This is a genomic window from Paracoccus liaowanqingii (genome assembly GCF_004683865.2).
In the GTDB taxonomy this organism is placed as follows: domain Bacteria; phylum Pseudomonadota; class Alphaproteobacteria; order Rhodobacterales; family Rhodobacteraceae; genus Paracoccus; species Paracoccus liaowanqingii.
Genome location: NZ_CP040764.1, coordinates 137,010 through 154,858 on the forward strand (window position 1 = coordinate 137,010; position 17,849 = coordinate 154,858).

17 protein-coding genes and 1 pseudogene are annotated in these 17,849 nt (G+C 69.6%); 7 read left to right on the top strand and 11 right to left on the bottom strand.

Annotated elements, in window-relative coordinates:
- Window positions 1-21: 21 nt before the first annotated feature.
- From E4191_RS21475 to E4191_RS21490, 4 genes are all read right to left on the bottom strand, one after another.
- Window positions 22-348, bottom strand: a complete 327-nt coding sequence (locus tag E4191_RS21475) for a hypothetical protein (protein WP_139616371.1) — start codon at window positions 346-348, stop codon at window positions 22-24.
- Between the two features lie 31 nt (window positions 349-379).
- Window positions 380-1,558, bottom strand: a complete 1,179-nt coding sequence (nagA, locus tag E4191_RS21480; protein WP_139616372.1) for an N-acetylglucosamine-6-phosphate deacetylase — start codon at window positions 1,556-1,558, stop codon at window positions 380-382.
- Entirely contained in the window at window positions 1,558-2,583 is a 1,026-nt protein-coding gene (locus E4191_RS21485) for an SIS domain-containing protein (protein ID WP_139616373.1), read from the bottom strand. The genes nagA and E4191_RS21485 overlap by 1 nt, the downstream gene beginning before the upstream one ends.
- A gap of 93 nt (window positions 2,584-2,676) precedes the next feature.
- Window positions 2,677-3,519: a BadF/BadG/BcrA/BcrD ATPase family protein gene (locus tag E4191_RS21490; RefSeq protein ID WP_139616374.1), complete on the bottom strand. Its 843-nt coding sequence runs from the start codon at window positions 3,517-3,519 to the stop codon at window positions 2,677-2,679.
- A 238-nt stretch (window positions 3,520-3,757) separates the two neighbouring features.
- Between E4191_RS21490 and E4191_RS21495 the strand changes: the two genes are divergently transcribed.
- The 7 genes and pseudogenes from E4191_RS21495 (at window position 3,758) to E4191_RS21530 (ending at window position 10,973) form a co-directional block, all read left to right on the top strand.
- Window positions 3,758-5,029: an ABC transporter substrate-binding protein gene (locus E4191_RS21495; RefSeq protein ID WP_139616375.1), complete on the top strand. Its 1,272-nt coding sequence runs from the start codon at window positions 3,758-3,760 to the stop codon at window positions 5,027-5,029.
- A gap of 93 nt (window positions 5,030-5,122) precedes the next feature.
- On the top strand, window positions 5,123-6,040 hold the full coding sequence (locus tag E4191_RS21500) for a carbohydrate ABC transporter permease (protein ID WP_139616458.1): 918 nt from the start codon (window positions 5,123-5,125) through the stop codon (window positions 6,038-6,040).
- Between the two features lie 10 nt (window positions 6,041-6,050).
- A complete protein-coding gene (locus E4191_RS21505) occupies window positions 6,051-6,890 on the top strand; it encodes a carbohydrate ABC transporter permease (protein WP_139616376.1) in 840 nt (279 codons plus the stop codon).
- Window positions 6,887-7,909: a Gfo/Idh/MocA family protein gene (locus E4191_RS21510; RefSeq protein WP_176562846.1), complete on the top strand. Its 1,023-nt coding sequence runs from the start codon at window positions 6,887-6,889 to the stop codon at window positions 7,907-7,909. Before E4191_RS21505 ends, E4191_RS21510 begins: the two co-directional genes overlap by 4 nt.
- 11 nt (window positions 7,910-7,920) lie before the next feature.
- The gene (locus tag E4191_RS21515; RefSeq protein WP_139616377.1) at window positions 7,921-8,922 is read left to right on the top strand and encodes an ABC transporter ATP-binding protein; all 1,002 of its coding nucleotides are present in this window, start codon (window positions 7,921-7,923) and stop codon (window positions 8,920-8,922) included.
- A gap of 84 nt (window positions 8,923-9,006) precedes the next feature.
- Window positions 9,007-9,983: pseudogene (locus tag E4191_RS21520) on the top strand (diguanylate cyclase).
- Between the two features lie 165 nt (window positions 9,984-10,148).
- Window positions 10,149-10,973: a manganese catalase family protein gene (locus tag E4191_RS21530; protein WP_139616380.1), complete on the top strand. Its 825-nt coding sequence runs from the start codon at window positions 10,149-10,151 to the stop codon at window positions 10,971-10,973.
- A 100-nt stretch (window positions 10,974-11,073) separates the two neighbouring features.
- Here E4191_RS21530 and E4191_RS21535 read toward each other — a convergent pair whose 3' ends face one another.
- The 7 genes from E4191_RS21535 to E4191_RS21565 form a co-directional block, all read right to left on the bottom strand.
- Window positions 11,074-11,835, bottom strand: a complete 762-nt coding sequence (locus tag E4191_RS21535; protein WP_135818620.1) for an ABC transporter permease — start codon at window positions 11,833-11,835, stop codon at window positions 11,074-11,076.
- Window positions 11,832-12,620: an ABC transporter ATP-binding protein gene (locus tag E4191_RS21540; protein WP_139616381.1), complete on the bottom strand. Its 789-nt coding sequence runs from the start codon at window positions 12,618-12,620 to the stop codon at window positions 11,832-11,834. Before E4191_RS21540 ends, E4191_RS21535 begins: the two co-directional genes overlap by 4 nt.
- 9 nt (window positions 12,621-12,629) lie before the next feature.
- A complete protein-coding gene (locus E4191_RS21545) occupies window positions 12,630-13,637 on the bottom strand; it encodes an ABC transporter substrate-binding protein (protein WP_139616382.1) in 1,008 nt (335 codons plus the stop codon).
- A gap of 114 nt (window positions 13,638-13,751) precedes the next feature.
- Window positions 13,752-14,783 carry a histone deacetylase family protein gene (locus tag E4191_RS21550; protein ID WP_139616383.1) on the bottom strand — a complete coding sequence of 344 codons (1,032 nt, stop codon included), beginning with the start codon at window positions 14,781-14,783 and terminating at the stop codon, window positions 13,752-13,754.
- Window positions 14,780-16,171 (bottom strand): FAD-binding oxidoreductase, encoded by a 1,392-nt coding sequence (locus E4191_RS21555; RefSeq protein WP_139616384.1) that lies wholly within the window; start codon window positions 16,169-16,171, stop codon window positions 14,780-14,782. The genes E4191_RS21550 and E4191_RS21555 overlap by 4 nt, the downstream gene beginning before the upstream one ends.
- Window positions 16,172-16,252: 81 nt before the next feature.
- Window positions 16,253-17,149 (bottom strand): DMT family transporter, encoded by an 897-nt coding sequence (locus E4191_RS21560; RefSeq protein WP_139616385.1) that lies wholly within the window; start codon window positions 17,147-17,149, stop codon window positions 16,253-16,255.
- Between the two features lie 234 nt (window positions 17,150-17,383).
- Window positions 17,384-17,716 (bottom strand): hypothetical protein, encoded by a 333-nt coding sequence (locus tag E4191_RS21565; RefSeq protein WP_139616386.1) that lies wholly within the window; start codon window positions 17,714-17,716, stop codon window positions 17,384-17,386.
- Between the last annotated feature and the right edge of the window lie 133 nt (window positions 17,717-17,849).

Consider the following 17,849-nt stretch of genomic DNA (forward strand, 5'->3'; position numbering starts at 1 on the left):
GGGGCCGCGTCTGACGGGGGCCTAGTCCGCGTCGTCGGACGGCAGGGCCGCGAACCAGTCCGCATAGGGGGAGTTGCGCGCCATGGTCCGGTTCAGGTCCGGCGCGCCGTCCTGCCACCAGACCGGGCCGCGTTCGCCCAAGGCGATCTTGGCCACATCGACGGCGCGGTGGGCGGCGTCCTCGGCATCCGGGTCCGCGGCGGCGCGGGCCGTCTTGACCGCGCGGCGGGCCTGCATCAGTTGCGCCACCAGATCGGCCCGCCGCGTTTCGTCCAGATTCGGGTTGGCCGCGCGCCACAGCCGCCCCCGGACGACGATGTAGCGCTGATCGGGGGTTACTGGCGGCATGGTGGCAGTCCGTATCGTGGCGTGGCCCGGATCAAGCCCCGGGGGCGGGGTTGCGTTCCGGGCCCCTGTCGTCGGGCGGCACGGGCCGCAGGTCACCGTCCTGCCAGATCCCTGCCAGCCTCAGGTCATCGTCCAGCAGGATCACCTCGGCCGCCCGCCCCGGAGCCAGCGCGCCCACGCGGTCCCCGATCCGCGCCAGCCCGGCGGGCACCCGCGTCGCCATGGCCAGCGCGCGCGCCACCGGCACGCCCAGGTCGGACACCAGCAGGCGCAGGGCCCCGTCCAGCCGCAGGTCGGCCCCGGCCAGCGTGCCGTCGGGCAGGGTCAGGCGCCCGTCCTCGCGTTGCACCGTGCGGCCGTGCAGGGTCATCCGGGTCCGGTCGGTGCCCGCGAAGGCCATGCAGTCGCTGACCAGGAACAGCCCCTCGGGCCGCGCGGCCAAGGCGATGCGCAGCGCCTCGGGATGGACATGGAGGCCGTCCGCGATCAGCCCCGCGAAGGCCTGGCCCGACAGCACCGCCCCCACCAGCCCCGGCGCGCGATGGCCCATCTGGCTCATGGCGTTGAAGAGATGCGTGGCGGCCTGCGCGCCGGCGCCAAAGGCCGCGCGGGCCGCCTCGAAGCTGCAATCGCTATGCCCCAGGCTGACGATGACGCCCGCCTGCGTCAGGGCGGCGATCTGCGCAGGGGTCGCGGCCTCGGGCGCCAGCGTCACCATCAGCACCGGCAGGGCGCGGGCCGCCGCGATCAGGCGGGCCAGATCGGCCTCCTCCATCGGGCGGATCAGGGCGGGATCATGGGCGCCCGCGCGGCGGGGGTCCAGATGCGGCCCCTCCAGATGCAGGCCCAGAAAGCCGGGGGTGCCGTCTTGCGCGGCCCGGATCCCGGCGGCGATGACACGGGCGGTGACCTCGGCCGTGTCGGTGATCAGCGTGGGCAGGATGCCCGCACAGCCAAGCGCCCGGTGCGCGGCGCAGATCCGGCGCAGCGCGTCCGGGTCGGTGTCGCCGCCGACCATCAGCCCCGCCCCGCCATTCACCTGCAGATCGACGAAGCCCGGCGCCAGGATCCCCGCCACCTGCCGCGTCGCGGGGGGCGCCTCGGCCAACGGCGGAAGGCCCGCGATGCGCCCGTCCTCGATGACCAGCGCATGATCCGTCAGCAGGCGGGTGCCGTCGAAGATGCGGGCGCCGGTCAGGACATGGCGCATCACAGCGTCTCCGTCACCTTGCGCAGATGCGGGGGCGTGTCGGGATCGAAGCCCCGGCGCCGGGCCAGCCCCTCGACGCAGGCGTAATGGGCGGCGATCAGCACCAGCGGCGCGACCAGGGGATGCAGGGCTGCCACATGGGGCAGGCGCGTGGCCCCTCGCGCGTCGGTGCCGGTCACGAAGACATCGGCGCCCTGCGCGGCCAGCCGGGCGGCGGTGTCGCGGACATGGGGCAGGGCCGCGTCCTCGACCCCCAGCACCAGCACCGGAAAGCGCGCCTGCACGATGGCGGCGGGGCCGTGCAGCACCTCGGCGGCGCTGTAGGCCTCGGCATGCAGGCCGCAGGTCTCCTTCAGCTTCAGCGCGGCCTCGGCAGCGATGGCGATGGCAGGGCCGCGCCCCAGCACGAAGGCGTGCGACGCCTCGTGCAGCCGGTCCGACAGCGGCTGCCAGTCCAGCGCCACCGCCTGCGCCAAGGCCTCGGGCAGGGCATCCAGCGCGGCGCGCAGGGGGGCGTCGTCCTGCCATTCGGCCAGCAGCGCCAGCCCCGCGACGACCGAGTTCACGAAGGTCTTGGTGGCCGCGACCGAGCGTTCCTCGCCCGCCTCCAGCGGCAGGCAATGGGTGGCGGCCTGCGCCAGGGGGCTGTCGGGATGGTTGGTGATTGCCACCGACAGCGCCCCCCCCGCGACCGCCGCCGCCATCAGGTCCACGATGTCGGGGCTTTGGCCCGATTGCGAGATGCCGATGCAGGCCCCGCCCGCCAGCCGCAGGGGCCGGCGATAGACCGAGGCGATGGACGGCCCGATCGAGGCCACGGGCAGGCCCGCCTGCAGCTCGACCGCGTATTTCAGATAGGTCGCGGCATGGTCCGAGGATCCGCGCGCCACCGTCGCCAGCAGGGCGGGATCGCGGTCGCGCAGCGCCCGGGCGGTGTCCGCCAGCGCGGGCCGGGCGCGGTCGAGGAATCGGGCGGCGGCCTGCGGGATCTCGGCCACCTCGCGGGCCATGTGGCTGGGGGTCATCGCGATCTCCTGTCGGGGCGGGGTGGGGAAGACGGGCACGGGGTCACGTGGACATGGGGCGTTCCGCCGCCGCCGAAAGGCCGGGCAACCCGCCTAGGCATCGGGCAGGCCTTCGAGGTCGCGGGCCATGGCCAGCGCCCCGTCCAGCGCAGTGCCGCGCGGGGCCTGGACGGGCAGCGCGTCGGCCAGCCGGGCGGCGTAATGGGGGCCGAGGCCGCCGGTGAAGACCACGGGCAGGGGCTGGCCGTCCCGCAGCACCGTCAGGATCTGCAGGATGTCGCGGGCGGCCTCCTGCAGGATCGCCTCGGCGGCCGGGTCGCCCTGCAGCATCTCGGGCGCCAGCCGGGCGAAGTCGCCGGGGCGGGCGCGGTTGCCGAACTCGATGATCCCCTCGATCCCGCCATGGCGGTCCAGCATGGCCTGCAGCAGCGGCGTCATCGGTGCTAGCCCGTCGCCCGCCCGCATCGCCTGCGCCAGAAGGCTGCGCCCCAGCACCGCGCCGCTGCCCTGATCGCCCATCAGGAAGCCGCGCCCGCCGACCTGGAGGACCTCGCCCGCGCGCTGGCGCACGAAGACCGATCCCGTGCCCATCGCGGCCAGCACCCCGTCGCGGTTCCCAAGCGCGCCGCGCGCCGCCGTGATCCCGTCATTGACGATGCGGATGCGGGCGAAGGGCAAGAGCCCGCGCAACTGCCGCACCGCGCCCTGCATCGCGCCGCCCGCCAGCCCCAGCACCGCGACCAGTGCCCGCGGATCGACGCCGCAGTCGCCGATGGCTTGGGCAGTCGCGGCGCGGATGCTGGCCGCCGCGCCCTCGATGTCGGTGTTGATGTTGGCGGCCCCGCCCTGGCCCTGGCCCAGCAGGCGCCCCCGGGCGTCGCACAGCGCCGCCCGGCATCCGGTCCCGCCGCCATCGATTCCCAGAAAGACCGTCATCGCGCACCTCTTGGCCCCGGACCCTAGCGAAGCCCGACCGGCCCGGGAAGCCGAAACCGGCGGTTCATCCCGTGCGACGAGAGGGGTTTACAGGATGCGGCGTTTTGTCATGATCACCCCCAAGCGACGCGGAGTCGGGCGAAGGGCTTGGGGACGCATGCGCCCGGGGGGACCGGGACCGATCCGGTGCCGCGAACCAACAGCGGCCCGTCAGAGGCCCGATCACAGGGAGACCACCATGACCCGAACCCTTCGCCTGGCGCTGCTGGCCAGCACGGTCCTTGCCGGCGCAAGTCTGGGAAGCGCAGCCGCGGCTCAGGACGTGACGCTGACCATCGAAAGCTGGCGCAACGACGACCTGCAGATCTGGCAGGACACCATCATCCCCGCCTTCGAGGCCGCGAACCCCGGCATCGGCGTGGTCTTCGCGCCCACCGCGCCCGCCGAATACAACGCCATCCTGAACTCCAAGCTGGATGCGGGCTCGGCGGGCGACCTGATCACCTGCCGCCCCTTCGATGCCTCGCTGGAGCTGTTCACTTCCGACAAGCTTGCCGACCTGACCGATCTGGCGGCGATGGAGAATTTCTCGGACGTGGCGAAATCGGCCTGGCAGACCGATGACGGGGCGGCGACCTTCTGCGTGCCGCTGGCCTCGGTCATTCACGGTTTCATGTACAACCGCACCGCCTTCGACGAGCTGGGGCTGGAGCCGCCCGCGACGATGGACGAGTTCTACACCCTGCTGGACGCGATCCAGGAGGACGGCACCTACATCCCCATGGCCATGGGAAGCGCCGACCAGTGGGAGGCGGCGACGATGGGCTACCAGAACATCGGCCCGACCTTCTGGAAGGGCGAGGAGGGCCGCCGCGCGCTGATCGCGGGCGAGCAGTCCCTGACCGACGAGGGCTGGGTCGAGCCTTTCCGCCATCTGGCCCGGTGGGGCGCCTATCTGGGCGAGGGGTTCGAGGCGCAGACCTATCCCGACAGCCAGAACCTGTTCACCCTCGGCCGCGCCGCCATCTATCCCGCCGGCAGCTGGGAGATCGGCGTCTTCACCCCGCAGATCGACGGCGCCTTCGAGATGGGGGCCTTTCCGCCCCCCGTCCTGGCCGAGGGCGATACCTGCTATATCAGCGATCATACCGACATCGCCCTGGGCCTGAATGCGGCCTCGCCCAATGCGGACGCGGCGCGGACCTTCCTCGAATGGGTGGGATCGGCCGAGTTCGCCACGCTCTATGCCAATGCGCTGCCGGGGTTCTTCTCGCTGAACTCGGCGCCGGTCGAGATGGAGGATCCGCTAGCGCAGGAGTTCGTGGGCTGGCGCGAGACCTGCGAGCCGACGATCCGGTCGACCTATCAGATCCTGTCGCGCGGCACCCCGAACCTGGAGAACGAGACCTGGAATGCCAGCGCCAACGTGCTGGCCGGGACCGAGACGCCCGAGGATGCGGCCGCAAGGCTGCAGGAGGGGCTGGCGTCCTGGTACGAGCCGCAGCAGTGACCGGGGGCCTGCCCTGACGGGCAGGCGACAAGCCGGGGGCTTCGCGCCCCCGGACCCCCGCGGGATATTTTCGTGAAGAAGAAAGGGCTGGGCATGGCGGGGCGGCGGGCGGTGCGCTGGCATATCGGGGTGTTCCTGGCGCCGGCCGTGCTGGTCTATACGGCGATCATGATCGTGCCGCTGCTGGGCACGCTGAACCTGTCGCTGTTCGCGCGCGGCGAGGAGGGGCGCGTGTTCGTGGGGCTGGCGAATTTCGCGACGCTCTTTGGGGATCCGCGCTGGTCGGGGGCGTTCTGGAACGCGCTTGGCAACAATGCCTGGTTCTTCCTGATCCACATGCTGGTGCAGAACCCGGTGGGGGTGGCGCTGGCGGCGCTGCTCTCCTCGCCCCGGCTGCGGATGGCGGCGTTCTATCGGACGGCGATCTTCATTCCGACGATCCTCAGCTTCGTGATCGTGGGATTCGTGTGGAAGCTGATCCTGTCGCCGATCTGGGGGATCGCGCCGGGGATGCTGGACGGCATCGGGCTGCGGTCGCTGTTCGCCCCCTGGCTGGGGCGCGAGGAATATGCGCTGACGACGCTGGCGCTGATCTCGGTCTGGCAGTTCGTGGGGATCCCGATGATGCTGATCTATGCGGCCCTGCTGTCGATTCCTGACGAGGTGATCGAGGCGGCCGAGATCGACGGCATCACCGGTTGGTCGCAGTTCCGGAAGATCAAGCTGCCGCTGATCCTGCCCGCGATCGGGATCATCAGTATCCTGACCTTCGTGGGCAATTTCAACGCGTTCGATCTGCTCTATGTGAGCCAGGGGGCGCTGGCGGGGCCGGACTTCTCGACGGACATCCTGGGGACGTTCCTCTATCGGACCTTCTTCGGGTTCCAGCTGCAGCTGGGCGATCCGCATATGGGCGCGGCCATCGCCACGGCGATGTTCGGGATCATCCTGCTGGGCGTCTGCGTCTATCTGTTCGGCATCCAGCGGCGGCTGCGCCGCTATCAGTTCTGACGGGGGCGGCATGAGCCTGGCCCGCCGGTCCCTTGCGCGCAGCATCGCCGCCCATGCGGTGCTGATCACCTATACCGTGATCGCGCTGTTCCCGGTCTTCGTCATCGTGGTCAACAGCGTCAAGTCGCGCCGGGCGATCTTTGCCGATCCGCTGGCCTGGCCCACGGCCGAGACCTTCGATCCGGTCGGATACCAGACGGTGCTGCGGCAGGGCGATTTCCTGCTGTATTTCCAGAACTCGATGATCGTGACGGTGGCCAGCCTGTTCTTCGTCCTGCTGTTCGGGGCGATGGCGGCCTTCGCGCTGTCGGAATACCGCTTCCGGGGCAACAGCCTGATGGGGCTGTATCTGGCGCTTGGGATCATGATCCCGATCCGGCTTGGCACGGTGGTGATCCTGCAGATGATGGTGGCCAGCGGGCTGGTCAACACGCTGACGGCGCTGGTGCTGGTCTATACCGCGCAGGGGCTGCCCCTGGCGGTGTTCATCCTGTCCGAGTTCATGCGCGGCGTGTCCGACGATCTGAAGAATGCGGGGCGCATCGACGGGCTGTCGGAATACGCGATCTTCTTCCGGCTGGTGCTGCCGCTGGTGCGGCCCGCGATGGCGACGGTGGCGGTCTTCACCATGATCCCGATCTGGAACGACCTGTGGTTCCCGCTGATCTTGGCGCCGTCCGAGGCGACCAAGACGATCACCTTGGGCAGCCAGGTCTTCATCGGGCAGTTCGTCACCAACTGGAACGCGGTGCTGGCGGCGCTGAGCCTTGCCATCCTGCCGGTTCTGGTGATGTATCTGATCTTCTCGCGCCAGCTGATCCGGGGCATCACCGCAGGAGCCGTCAAATGATCAGGGTGCTTGTCGTGGGCCTGGGGAACATGGGGATCAGCCATGCGCTGGCCTATCACCACAGCCCCGAGTTTGAGATCGTGGGGCTGGTCAACCGCAGCGCGCCCGATCTGCCCGAGGCACTGGCGGGCTATCCGGCCGGCACCGATTTTGCCGAGGCGCTGGCGCGGCTGGCCCCCGATCTGGTCTGCGTGGCGACCTATTCCGACAGCCATGCCGACCTGGCGGTGGCCGCGATGCGGGCGGGGGCGCATGTGTTTGTCGAGAAGCCGCTGGCGACCTCGGTCGCCGATGCGCGGCGGGTGGTGGAGTGCGCGGCCGAGACCGGGCGCAAGCTGGTCGTGGGATACATCCTGCGCCACCATCCCAGCTGGCAGCGGCTGATCGCCGAGGCGCGGGCCTTGGGCGGGCCCTATGTGTTCCGGCTGAACCTGAACCAGCAGTCGTCAGGCCCCACATGGGAGGTGCACAAGGCGCTGATGCGCACCACGCCGCCCATCGTCGATTGCGGCGTCCATTATGTCGACGTGATGTGCCAGATCACCGATGCCGCACCGATCGAGGTGCGCGGCATGGGCCTGCGCCTGTCGGACGAGATCGCGCCCGACATGTACAATTACGGCCATTTCCAAGTGATCTTCGAGGACGGGTCCTGCGGCTGGTACGAGGCCGGGTGGGGGCCGATGATGTCGGACACCGCCTTCTTCGTGAAGGACGTGATCAGCCCGCGCGGCGCCGTCTCGATCCGCATGGCCGAGGATGCGCGCTCGGACGACATCGACACGCATACGCGCACGGCCCGCCTGCGGGTGCATCGCGCCGGCATCGGCACGCAGGATCTGGACATGACGGACGAGCCCGGCCACCAGCAGCTCTGCGACGCGCAGGCGGGTTTCGTGGCCCGCGCCATCGGAGGTGATCTGGACCTGACGCGGCACATGGGCGATGCGGTGGCCTCGCTGGCCGTCTGTCTGGCGGCGGATGAAAGCGTGCGATCCGGCCAGCCGGTGCGCCTGTGACGGAGGATGCGATGGACGCCCTGACCCTGACCCAGGTCACCAAAAACTTTGGCCGCACGCAGGTCATCGACGGCATTGACCTGGCCGTCGCGCCGGGCGAGTTCTGCGTCTTCGTCGGCCCCTCGGGCTGCGGGAAATCGACGCTGCTGCGGATGATCGCGGGGCTGGAGGACGTCACCTCGGGGCAGATCGCCATCGGGGGGCGGCGGGTCAATGATCTGCCCCCGGCGCGGCGCGAGATCGCGATGGTCTTCCAGTCCTATGCGCTCTACCCGCATCTGAGCGTGCGCGACAACATGGGGCTGGCGCTGCGGCAGGCGGGCACGCCCAAACCGCAGGTGCTGGCGGCCACCGACCGCGCCGCCGACATGCTGTCCCTGACGGCGCTGCTGGACCGCCGCCCCGCCGATCTGTCGGGCGGGCAGCGCCAGCGCGTGGCCATCGGCCGCGCCATCGTGCGCCGCCCCAGGCTGTTCCTGTTCGACGAGCCTCTGTCGAACCTGGACGCCGCGCTGCGCGTCGCCACCCGGATCGAGATCGCGCGCCTGCACCGCGAACTGGGCGCGACCATGATCTATGTGACCCATGATCAGGTCGAGGCGATGACGCTGGCCCACAAGATCGTCGTGCTGCGCGCGGGCCGGGTCGAACAGGTAGGCGCGCCCATGGACCTCTACAACGATCCCGACAACCGCTTCGTGGCGGGCTTCATCGGCAGCCCGGCGATGAACTTCCTGGATGCCGGGGCGCTCGGCCTGCGCTCGGACAGCCTGGGGGTGCGGCCCGAGCATCTGGCGATCTCGGCGCAGGCGGGGACGATCCCGGGGCGCGTCAGCCATCTGGAACGCTTGGGCGGCGAGACGCTGAGCTATGTCCAGACCGAGGCGCATGGGCTGCTGACCGTGCGCCAGTTCGGCGAACACGACCATGCGGTGGACGGTCCGGTCTGGGTGACGCCGGACCTGACCCGCGCGTTCCATTTCAACGCCGAGGGAGGGCGGCTGCGGACCTGAACCGCCTTCCGGTTGTGTAAACCTTGTAGTTTAGCCCGAAACTTTGCACAGTGCCCCGAGGGAAGCCATCGGCGGGGTGTCGGAATGTATGACGAAGCGAAGCTGGAGGACGAGGCGGGACGGCTGGCCGCGCTGCGGCGCTATCACGCGCTGGACACGGCGCCCGAGACCGAGTTCTCGCAGATCGTCGGGCTGGTGCGCGACATCTTCCAGGTCGATCAGGCGGCGGTCACCCTGATCGACCGCAAGCGGCAGTGGATGATGGCTTCGGCGGGCGGACCCCGGGCCGAATGCCGCCGCGAGGATGCCTTCTGCAACCACACGATCCGGTCCGCGAAGCCGATGGCAATCCCCAACCTGCTGGAGGACGACCGCTTCCGCGACAACCCCTTCGTGCAGGGCGATACGCATATGCGCGCCTATCTGGGCGTGCCGCTGACCTCGCCCGAGGGCTACAATGTCGGCGCGCTCTGCCTGCTGCACAGCGCGCCGCGCCCGTTCACGGCCACCGATGCGGATATTCTGGTGCGGTTTTCCGAACTCGTCGTCTCGCAATTGGAGATGCGGCTGATCGCGCAGCAGGACGAGCTGACCGGCACCCTGTCGCGCCGCGCCTTCCTGCAACGGCTGGACGGGGCACTGGCCTCGCCGGATCCCTTCGCGCTGGTGGTGATGGATCTGGACCTGTTCAAGGCGATCAACGACGGGTTCGGCCATCCCGTGGGCGACATCGTGCTGAATCCACGGCCCAGATGATCGGCGGCCAGGTCCGGTCGGGCGACGCCTTCGGCCGCTTGGGCGGCGAGGAATTCGGGCTGCTGCTGGCGGGCGCCGACAGCCGCGATGCGATGGCCCTGGCCGACCGCATCCGCGCCCATGTCGGCGCGCAGGTCATCGCCGAGACGGGCCGCCCGGTGACGCTGAGCCTGGGGGTGGCGATGCGCATGGCCGCCGACGACCGCATCTCGATGCTGCGGCGCGCGGATCTGGCGCTCTACGAGGCCAAGCATGACGGGCGCAACCGCACGGTCCTGGCCCGTGCGGGCGAGGCCGCCTGCTGACGGGGCGATCCCCGATCCTCCGAGTCTTTCAGGCGGGAACAAAGCGCCCCTCCACCGGTTCAGGCGCCCGATGACCGACACCCTGCCCAAGCGGCCGCGTCATTGCCCGGTCGGGACATCTTGTCCCACGGCCGGGCCGCCGCCTGACAGCAACCGGAGACAGACATGTTCTATACCGACAACAAGCTGCAATTCCCCGTCCGCGTCGACAGCCCCGATCCCCTCTTCGCGCGGGCCCTCCAGCAGGCCATCGGCGGCGTCGAGGGCGAGATCCGCGTCGCCATGCAGTATTTCTTCCAGGCCTGCGGCGCGCGCGGCGATGTCCGCTTCCGCGACCTCTTGATGAACACCGCCGCCGAGGAGCTGGGCCATATCGAGATGCTGGCCACCGCCGTGGCGCTGAACCTGGAAGGCGCGCCCTTGGCCCTGCAGGAAGAGGGCGCCCGCGACAAGGCGGTCGAGGCCGTGATGGGTGGCATGAACCTCAAGAACCTGCTCTCGGCGGGCATGTCGGCCATGCCGGTGGACAGCGACGGCGTACCGTTCAACATGTCCCACATCTATGCCAGCGGGAACATCGCCGCCGACATGACCGCCAATATCGCGGCGGAATCGACCGGTCGCATCCTGGCCGTGCGCCTGTACAACATGACGCCCGATGCCGGGATGAAGGAGATGCTGTCCTATCTGATCGCCCGCGACACCATGCACCAGAACCAGTGGATGGCCGCATTGGAGGAACTGGGCGGCGCGCGGGGCGTCTTCCCGATCCCCAACAGCTTCCCGCAGGAGCAGGAAAACCAGGACTTCAGCTATGCCTATCTGGGCTTCCAGGCGGATGGCAGCGCACCCGCACCGGGCCGCTGGTCCGAGGGTCCCTCGGTCGACGGCAAGGGCACCTTCGTGACGCAGCCGATGGGCGCGCTTGGCGAACAGCCCGATCTGGGCCCGGCCAAGCCGAACAGCGGCGCGCAGGTCGAACAGATGTGATCCAAGGCCCCGGGGCCGAACTGACGGGGGCGGACCCGGCATTGCGCCGGGCCCGCCCTTTCTCGTGCCGGGGATCCGATGCCCCTTGGCTGCGCCCGCATCAGGTCGGGCTGCGGTCGGCCCATCCGGCGAAGATCCGTTCCAGCGCCACCACGATGTAATAAAGGACGATCCCCAGCCCGGCCAGGGCCAGCAGCACCGCAAACATCAGCGGATAGTCGGAATTGGTGCGCCCGCTGTCGAACAGCGCGCCCAGGCCCCGCCCGTGGGGCGAGACGATCTCCATCAGGTTGGTGCCGATGAAGGCCAGCGTGACCGCGACCTTCAGCGCGCCGAAGAACTCGGGCAGGGTCTTGGGCAGGGCGATCTTGCGAAAGATCGTCAGCTTGGACGCGCCGAGCGAGCGCAGGATGTCGCGGTATTCCGGCTCCAGCGTGGACAGCCCGATTGAGACCGACACCGCGATGGGAAAGAAGCTGATCATGAAGGCGATCAGCACCGTGTTGAAGTCATGCGCGCCCACGAACATCAGCGCCACGATGGGCACCACGGTCGCCTTGGGCACGGCATTGAACCCCACCAGCAGCGGATAGAGCGCGTCGCGCATGGTGCGCGAGAAGCCCATGACCATGCCGAGCGCGGTGCCGAAGACCACCGCCAGCAGCAGCCCCGCCACGGTGCGCCACAGCGTCTGCCAGCCCATCACCACGAACAGCTCGGCATAGCGGACATAGGCCGGACCCAGATCCGAGGGCGAGGCCATGCGATAGTTGGGCCACTGGTTCCACCAGACCAGAGCCTCCCACAGGCCGAGGAAGATCAGGATGGCCAGGACGGGGATGGCGATGCGGCGCAGGCTCATGCGGGGACCTCGGCCCGGCCTTGGGCGATCTGGATCTGGTGGCGCAGCAGGTTCAGGCGTTCGGCCGCGTCGGGGGTGTAGAGGTCGTCCAGCGTCCGGGCGGTGCCGCCCGGCACGGCCATGCGGTATTGCGCCGTGGCCGGGCGGCCCGACAGCACCACCACCTCGTCGGCCAGGAACAGCGATTCCCGCAGGTCATGGGTGATGAGCAGAGTGGTGAACGGCTCCTGCCGGCGCAGCGCGTGCATGGTCTGCCACAGATCCTCGCGGGTGAAGGCGTCCAGCGCGCCGAAGGGCTCGTCCAGGATCAGCACCTCGGGCTTGTGGACGATGGCGCGGCACAGCGAGGCGCGCTGGCGCATGCCGCCCGACAGCTCGGACGGGCGCTTGTCCTCGAACCCCTCCAGACCCACCAGCGCCAGCAGTTCGCGGGCGCGGGCCACGCGGTCGCGCCGCGGCATGCGCGGGGTCACGATCTCCAGCGGCAGGATCACGTTGTCCAGGATCGACCGCCATTCCAGCAGGACCGGGTTCTGGAAGGCCATGCCCACCGTGCTGCGCGGGCCGCGCACGGCCTCGCCATGCAGGAAGACCTCGCCCCGGTCGGGCTTCATCAGCCCCGCGATCAGCCGCGTCAGGGTGGATTTCCCGCAGCCCGAGGGGCCGACGACGGCGCAGAACGCGCCCTCGGGGATGGCCAGCGACAGATCGTCCAGAACCGGCAGCGGGCCGTTGGGCGTCTTGTAGGCATGGGTGACATGCCGGATCTCGACGGTGTTGGTCATGCGCGCGGATCAGTCCATCGTCAGGCTGCCGTCATCGGGCAGCCAGGCGTCGCTGAAATAGAGCGCGGGGTCGGGCTCGTTCTGGAACTCGTAGGTCAGCTTGATCTGTTCGACCGCATTGGCGAGCCGGTCCGGATCGACATTGCCCATGCCGTTCTCCGTGACCCACTCGGTCATCACGTTCTGCTCCATCGCCAGGGTCAGGCGCTGCAGTTCCAGATCCGCATCCATCCCTGGATTGCGCGAGCCGAGCGCCGCGATCGCGGCCTCGGGGTCGGCGGCGGTGTCCTTCCACCCGGCGGCAACCGCGCGCAGGAAGCCGGTCACGGCCTCGGGGTTCTCGGCGGCGAAGTCGGTGTTCACGATCACCGCATTGCCGTACAGATCCACGCCGTGATCGGCCATCAGGATCACCGACAGATCGTCGCCGTCCACGCCAAGCCGCATGGTGTTCAGATAGGACGTGAACGAGAACCCGGTGACCGCCGCCACCTTGCCCTCGGCCAGCATCGGCTCGCGCGTGGGGAAACCCACCGGCTCGATGGTGATGCGGTCCATGTCCAGGTCGTTCTCGGCGGCGAAGATCGGGAACTGCGCCCAGGCCCCGTCCGGGGGCGGGGCGCCCAGGACCTTGTCCATCAGGTCGGCGGGTTCGCTGACGCCAAGCGACTTGCGCCCGATCACCGCGAAGGCGGGCTTGTCATAGACCATCATCGCCGCGATCACCGGGGCGCCGGGGTTCTGGTCCAGGAAGCGGACCAGGCTGTTGATGTCGGCAAAGCCCACCGGGAAGGCGCCGGTCGCCACCTTGGGGATCGCGTCCAGCGAGCCCTCGCCCGCCGTCACCTCGACCTCCAGCCCCTCGGCCTCGAAATGGCCCTGATCGACGGCCACGAAATAGGGCGCGGCGGGGCCTTCGAAGCGCCAGTCCAGCGCGAAGGGCATCGAGGTCTGGGCCGCCGCCGCCCCGGTCATCAGAAGGGTGGCGGCAAGCGGGGCGAGGGAGCGGTGGAACATGGGTCGGCAACCTTCCTGACGGGCGATGGGTGCCGCGACTTTGGGCAGCAACGCCGGGGCGGTCAAGCGACAGGTCGCGGGGCGAAGCCGTCGGTCCGGGTTGCTGCCCGAAAATCAGGCAGACACGCCGCCGCGCAGGCCGGTCAGATAGCTGGCCAGATTGTCGCCCAGCACGGGCTGCAGATAGCCGCCCTCCTGCACGTTCAGGACCGGCAGGCCAGCCGCCGCGATGGCCGCAGCGATCCGCGCGAAGCCCTGGGTCGTGACGGTCATCCCTTGGAACGGGTCGCCCTCATGCGCGTCCAGCCCCAGGGCCACGACGATGACCGAGGCGCCGAAGGCCGCGATCTGGTCCAGCGCGCCCGCCAGCGCCTGCAGATAGGCCGCGTCCCCGCTGCCCCGCGCCAGAGGCAGGTTCAGGGTATAGCCCGTGCCCCGCCCGATCCCGCATTCCTGCGCCCCGCCCGCGTAGAAGGGATAGAACTCGGCCGGATCGACATGGATCGAGACGGTCAGCACGTCGTCGCGATCCTCGAAGATGCCCTGCGTGCCGTTGCCGTGATGCACGTCGATGTCCAGGATCGCGGGCCGGTGCCCCGCCGCGCGCAGATGCTGCGCCGCGATGGCGGTGTTGTTGAGAAAGCAGAACCCCCCCGCCACCTCGCGATAGGCATGGTGCCCCGAGGGACGGCACAGCGCATAGGCCCACCGCTCGCCGCGCAGGATCGCATCCGCCGCCGTCAGGGCCGATTGCGCCGACCAGTAGACCGCGTCCCAGGTCGCGGCCGAGACGGGGCAGGAGGTGTCGGCGTTGTGAAAGCCGATCTGCGCCTCGGTGCCGGTCGCGTAATGGACGTTGCGGTCGGGCGCAATGCGGCTTGGCACGACCTCGTCCAGGCCCGGCACCTCGGCGGCGCGGCGCGCGTGGATGCCGCGCAGATAGGTCAGGTAGCGCGGCGTGTGGATCGCGGCCAAGGGCGCCATACCGTGATCGACGGGCGGGACAGGCTGCAGCCCCGCGCGGGCCACGCCTGCCAGCAGCGCCTCGACCCGGGCGGGGCGGTCGGGGTTCTGCACGATCTTGCCATCCACCAGCCGGAAGCGGGGATCGTGCAGGCGCTGGCGGTCGTCGAAGATCACGGTCATGGGGTCGTCCTTGGAATGGTCTTGCCGGGGTTGAGGATGCCTTGGGGGTCCAGCGCGTCCTTGATGGCACGCATCACCTCCAGCGCGACGGGGTCCTTGTGCCGCGCCATCGGCGCCAGCTTCGAGATGCCGACCCCGTGCTCGGCCGAGAAGGTGCCCGCCATCCCGACCGCCAGCGCGTCGATCTGCGCCCTGAGCGCGAATTTCAGCGCCGGATCGTCGCGCGAGGGCCAGCAGGTGTAATGGATGTTGCCGTCGCCCAGATGCGCGACCGACAGCACCTCGCATCCGGGGTCGATCTCGCGCAGCAGCGGCTCGATCCGGCGCAGGAAGTCGGGGACCACGTCGCGGGGCAGGGCGATGTCGGTGTCCAGCACCGGGCGGCGGGCGAAGGCGATCTCGGCCGCCGCCTCGCGCCGCGCCCACATGGCACGCCGCTGCGCCTCGCTGGCGGCGATGACGGCATCCGCGATGATCCCGGCCTCCAGCTGGGTCGTCAGGATCTGCTCGACGCGCTCGGCCAGATCGCCCGCGCGGGTGGCGGCCAGCTCGACCAGCAGGTTGACGGGATGGGACGCGTCGAAGGGCTCGCGCGCGCCGGGATGCAGGGCCAGATGCCCCTCGATGAAGGCGCGGGGCATGAACTCGAAGGCCACGACCGCATCGCCCGAGGCGTCCTGGATGGTGTTCAGCAGATCGGTCGCGGCATCCAGCGAGGCCATGGCGACCATCGCCGTCACCCGTTCGGCCGGGCGGGGATGCAGCTTCATCACGGCGGCGGTGATGATGCCCAGCTGCCCCTCGGCCCCGATCATCAGGTCGCGCAGGTCCAGGCCGGAATTGTCCTTGTGCAGCGCCTGCATCAGGTCCAGCACCCGCCCGTCGGCCAGCACCACCTCCAGCCCCAGGCACAGCTCGCGCGTGTTGCCATAGCGCAGCACGTTGGCGCCGCCCGCATTGGTCGACAGCACGCCGCCGATCATCGCCGATCCCGCCGCCCCGAAGGACAGGGGAAAGATCAGCCCGTGATCGTCCGCCGCCGCATCCAGGGCGGCGACGATCACCCCGGCCTCGACCACCGCGACGCGGGACCGGGGGTTGATCTCGCGGATGCGGTTCATGCGGTCCAGCGACAGCACGATCGCGTCCTGCCCCATCGCCCCGCCGTTGAGCCCGGTCTTGCCCGAGACCGGCACCACCGGCAGGCCCCGCGCACCCGCCAGCCGCAGGACCGCCGCCACCTGATCGCGGTCGGCGGGGCGGGCGACGGCCAGCGGCTCGCCGTGATACTGGCCGGTCCAGTCGCTGATCCAGGGAGCCATGTCCGCGCCGGTCAGGACATGCGGCGCCCCCAGGATCTGGGACAGGTCTGCGGTCAGGTCGGTCATGGGGTCTTCCTCGGGCAGGGTATCGGCGGGGTCAGCCTACAGGCCCGCGCGGGGCATCGGAAGAGGGATGGGGCGACCGGCTCAGATCCGCCAGATGATCAGCACCACCGAGGCCCCCAGGGCCGCCATGCCCGCCAGCTCGACCGCCCGCAACCGCTCGCGAAAGACCACGACCGAGGCGAGGATCGAGAAGATCAGCTCGACCTGCCCCAGGCTGCGGACATAGGCGGCGTTCTGCAGCGCGAAGGCGGTGAACCAGCCCAGGCTGCCCAGCACCCCGGTCACGCCCACGGGCAGCACCGCCCGCCAGCGGGTGGCGACGCGTGACAGCTCGCCCGGTTCGCGCAGCGCCAGCCACAGGGTCATCACCAGCGTCTGGAACCCGGTCGCCGCGACCAGCGCCACCAGCGCACGGACCAGCGCCTGCGGGTGATCGACCTGCAGGGTGGCGGCGCGATAGCCGATGGCCGACAGGCCGAACAGCGCGCCCGCCGTCAGCCCCAGCATCAGCGCGCGCCGATCCACCCCCTGCGCGGCCCAGCCCCCCGCCGGGCGCGACAGCAGCAGGACACCCGCCGTGCCCACCAGTATCGCGGCCAGCCCGTCGGGCGAGACCGGCTCGGACAGAAGCAGCGCCGAGAGGGCGGCGACCAGCAGCACCTCGGTCTTGGTGAAGGCGATGCCTACCGCGAAGGACCGGGTGGCAAACAGCGCGACCGTGGCCAGCGTCGCCACGATCTGCGCCAGCCCCCCGGCCATCGCCCACAGCCAGAAGCCGGGCGACAGTGCCGGCATCCCGTCCCCGCGTGTGATCAGCAGCGCGGCCAAGGCGACCCCCGCCAGCGGCGCGGCGAAGACGAAGCGCGCATAGGTCGCCCCGCCGGTCGACAGCCCCGCCGCCCGCAACCCCTTCTGCAGCATGAACCGCCAGGTCTGCACGGCAGCGGCGGCTAGGGTGATGAGGACCCAGGGTTCCATCGTCGGCTCCGATCGCACGGTCCGCGCGGGGTAGCGCCGGGGAAGGGGGAGGGCAAGGGTAGCGAAGATAGGATCTGAGGTTCGTTCCGCTCAGGGCTCAACGGTCCGACAGGGTGCTGTCACGGGCGGAACAATGAAGGTGGGCTTGGCGCGCGACAGTCCGTTCAACTCTTGGCACTCGTTTGCTTCTGCAAAAGTCACCTTGGAGTAGAGCAAAATTCTCTCGGACTGCGTCTAGCAACCTGTTCGGCGCGGATCGCTTGGGTCCAGAACCCATACCTCTGCCTGCGTCAGTTCTCTCCGGTCGAGTTCCAAGGCCTGTCGTTTTGCGCCTCTGTCCGTCAACAGATAGTGGCCTTCGCTATAGCCTGCCAGATGTCGCGAAAAGACGCCAAGGGCGTAACCCAGTATCAGCTTTTGCTGCGCAAACGGGGTATCGTCATAGAGTGCCGCGACCTGAAAGATGCTCGTGAGGTTGTAAAGCGATGCGGCCTCTGCTCGCTGTCCGTGAAAGATCAGCGCGGTCAGGCCGTCATACCAGCCAAGCCGTGATTTGTAACGCTGCATCTGTCACCTGCATGCCTGACCCATCTTGATGGGCGAATGAACCATGGCTCCGTCCGGCATGCTACGTCAAACGATGAGTAGTACTGGCAGCGCAGAGGTGTCGGCCATTCGCGCTCGTGGAAAAGCCGAAGGA

Excerpts from the sequence above, each read along its gene's own strand:
- E4191_RS21475 (WP_139616371.1), bottom strand. The coding sequence starts at position 348 with ATGCCGCCAGTAACCCCCGATCAGCGCTACATCGTCGTCCGGGGGCGG.
- nagA (WP_139616372.1), bottom strand. The coding sequence starts at position 1,558 with ATGCGCCATGTCCTGACCGGCGCCCGCATCTTCGACGGCACCCGCCTG.
- E4191_RS21485 (WP_139616373.1), bottom strand. The coding sequence starts at position 2,583 with ATGACCCCCAGCCACATGGCCCGCGAGGTGGCCGAGATCCCGCAGGCC.
- E4191_RS21490 (WP_139616374.1), bottom strand. The coding sequence starts at position 3,519 with ATGACGGTCTTTCTGGGAATCGATGGCGGCGGGACCGGATGCCGGGCG.
- E4191_RS21495 (WP_139616375.1), top strand. The coding sequence starts at position 3,758 with ATGACCCGAACCCTTCGCCTGGCGCTGCTGGCCAGCACGGTCCTTGCC.
- E4191_RS21500 (WP_139616458.1), top strand. The coding sequence starts at position 5,123 with ATGGCGGGGCGGCGGGCGGTGCGCTGGCATATCGGGGTGTTCCTGGCG.
- E4191_RS21505 (WP_139616376.1), top strand. The coding sequence starts at position 6,051 with ATGAGCCTGGCCCGCCGGTCCCTTGCGCGCAGCATCGCCGCCCATGCG.
- E4191_RS21510 (WP_176562846.1), top strand. The coding sequence starts at position 6,887 with ATGATCAGGGTGCTTGTCGTGGGCCTGGGGAACATGGGGATCAGCCAT.
- E4191_RS21515 (WP_139616377.1), top strand. The coding sequence starts at position 7,921 with ATGGACGCCCTGACCCTGACCCAGGTCACCAAAAACTTTGGCCGCACG.
- E4191_RS21530 (WP_139616380.1), top strand. The coding sequence starts at position 10,149 with ATGTTCTATACCGACAACAAGCTGCAATTCCCCGTCCGCGTCGACAGC.
- E4191_RS21535 (WP_135818620.1), bottom strand. The coding sequence starts at position 11,835 with ATGAGCCTGCGCCGCATCGCCATCCCCGTCCTGGCCATCCTGATCTTC.
- E4191_RS21540 (WP_139616381.1), bottom strand. The coding sequence starts at position 12,620 with ATGACCAACACCGTCGAGATCCGGCATGTCACCCATGCCTACAAGACG.
- E4191_RS21545 (WP_139616382.1), bottom strand. The coding sequence starts at position 13,637 with ATGTTCCACCGCTCCCTCGCCCCGCTTGCCGCCACCCTTCTGATGACC.
- E4191_RS21550 (WP_139616383.1), bottom strand. The coding sequence starts at position 14,783 with ATGACCGTGATCTTCGACGACCGCCAGCGCCTGCACGATCCCCGCTTC.
- E4191_RS21555 (WP_139616384.1), bottom strand. The coding sequence starts at position 16,171 with ATGACCGACCTGACCGCAGACCTGTCCCAGATCCTGGGGGCGCCGCAT.
- E4191_RS21560 (WP_139616385.1), bottom strand. The coding sequence starts at position 17,149 with ATGGAACCCTGGGTCCTCATCACCCTAGCCGCCGCTGCCGTGCAGACC.
- E4191_RS21565 (WP_139616386.1), bottom strand. The coding sequence starts at position 17,716 with ATGCAGCGTTACAAATCACGGCTTGGCTGGTATGACGGCCTGACCGCG.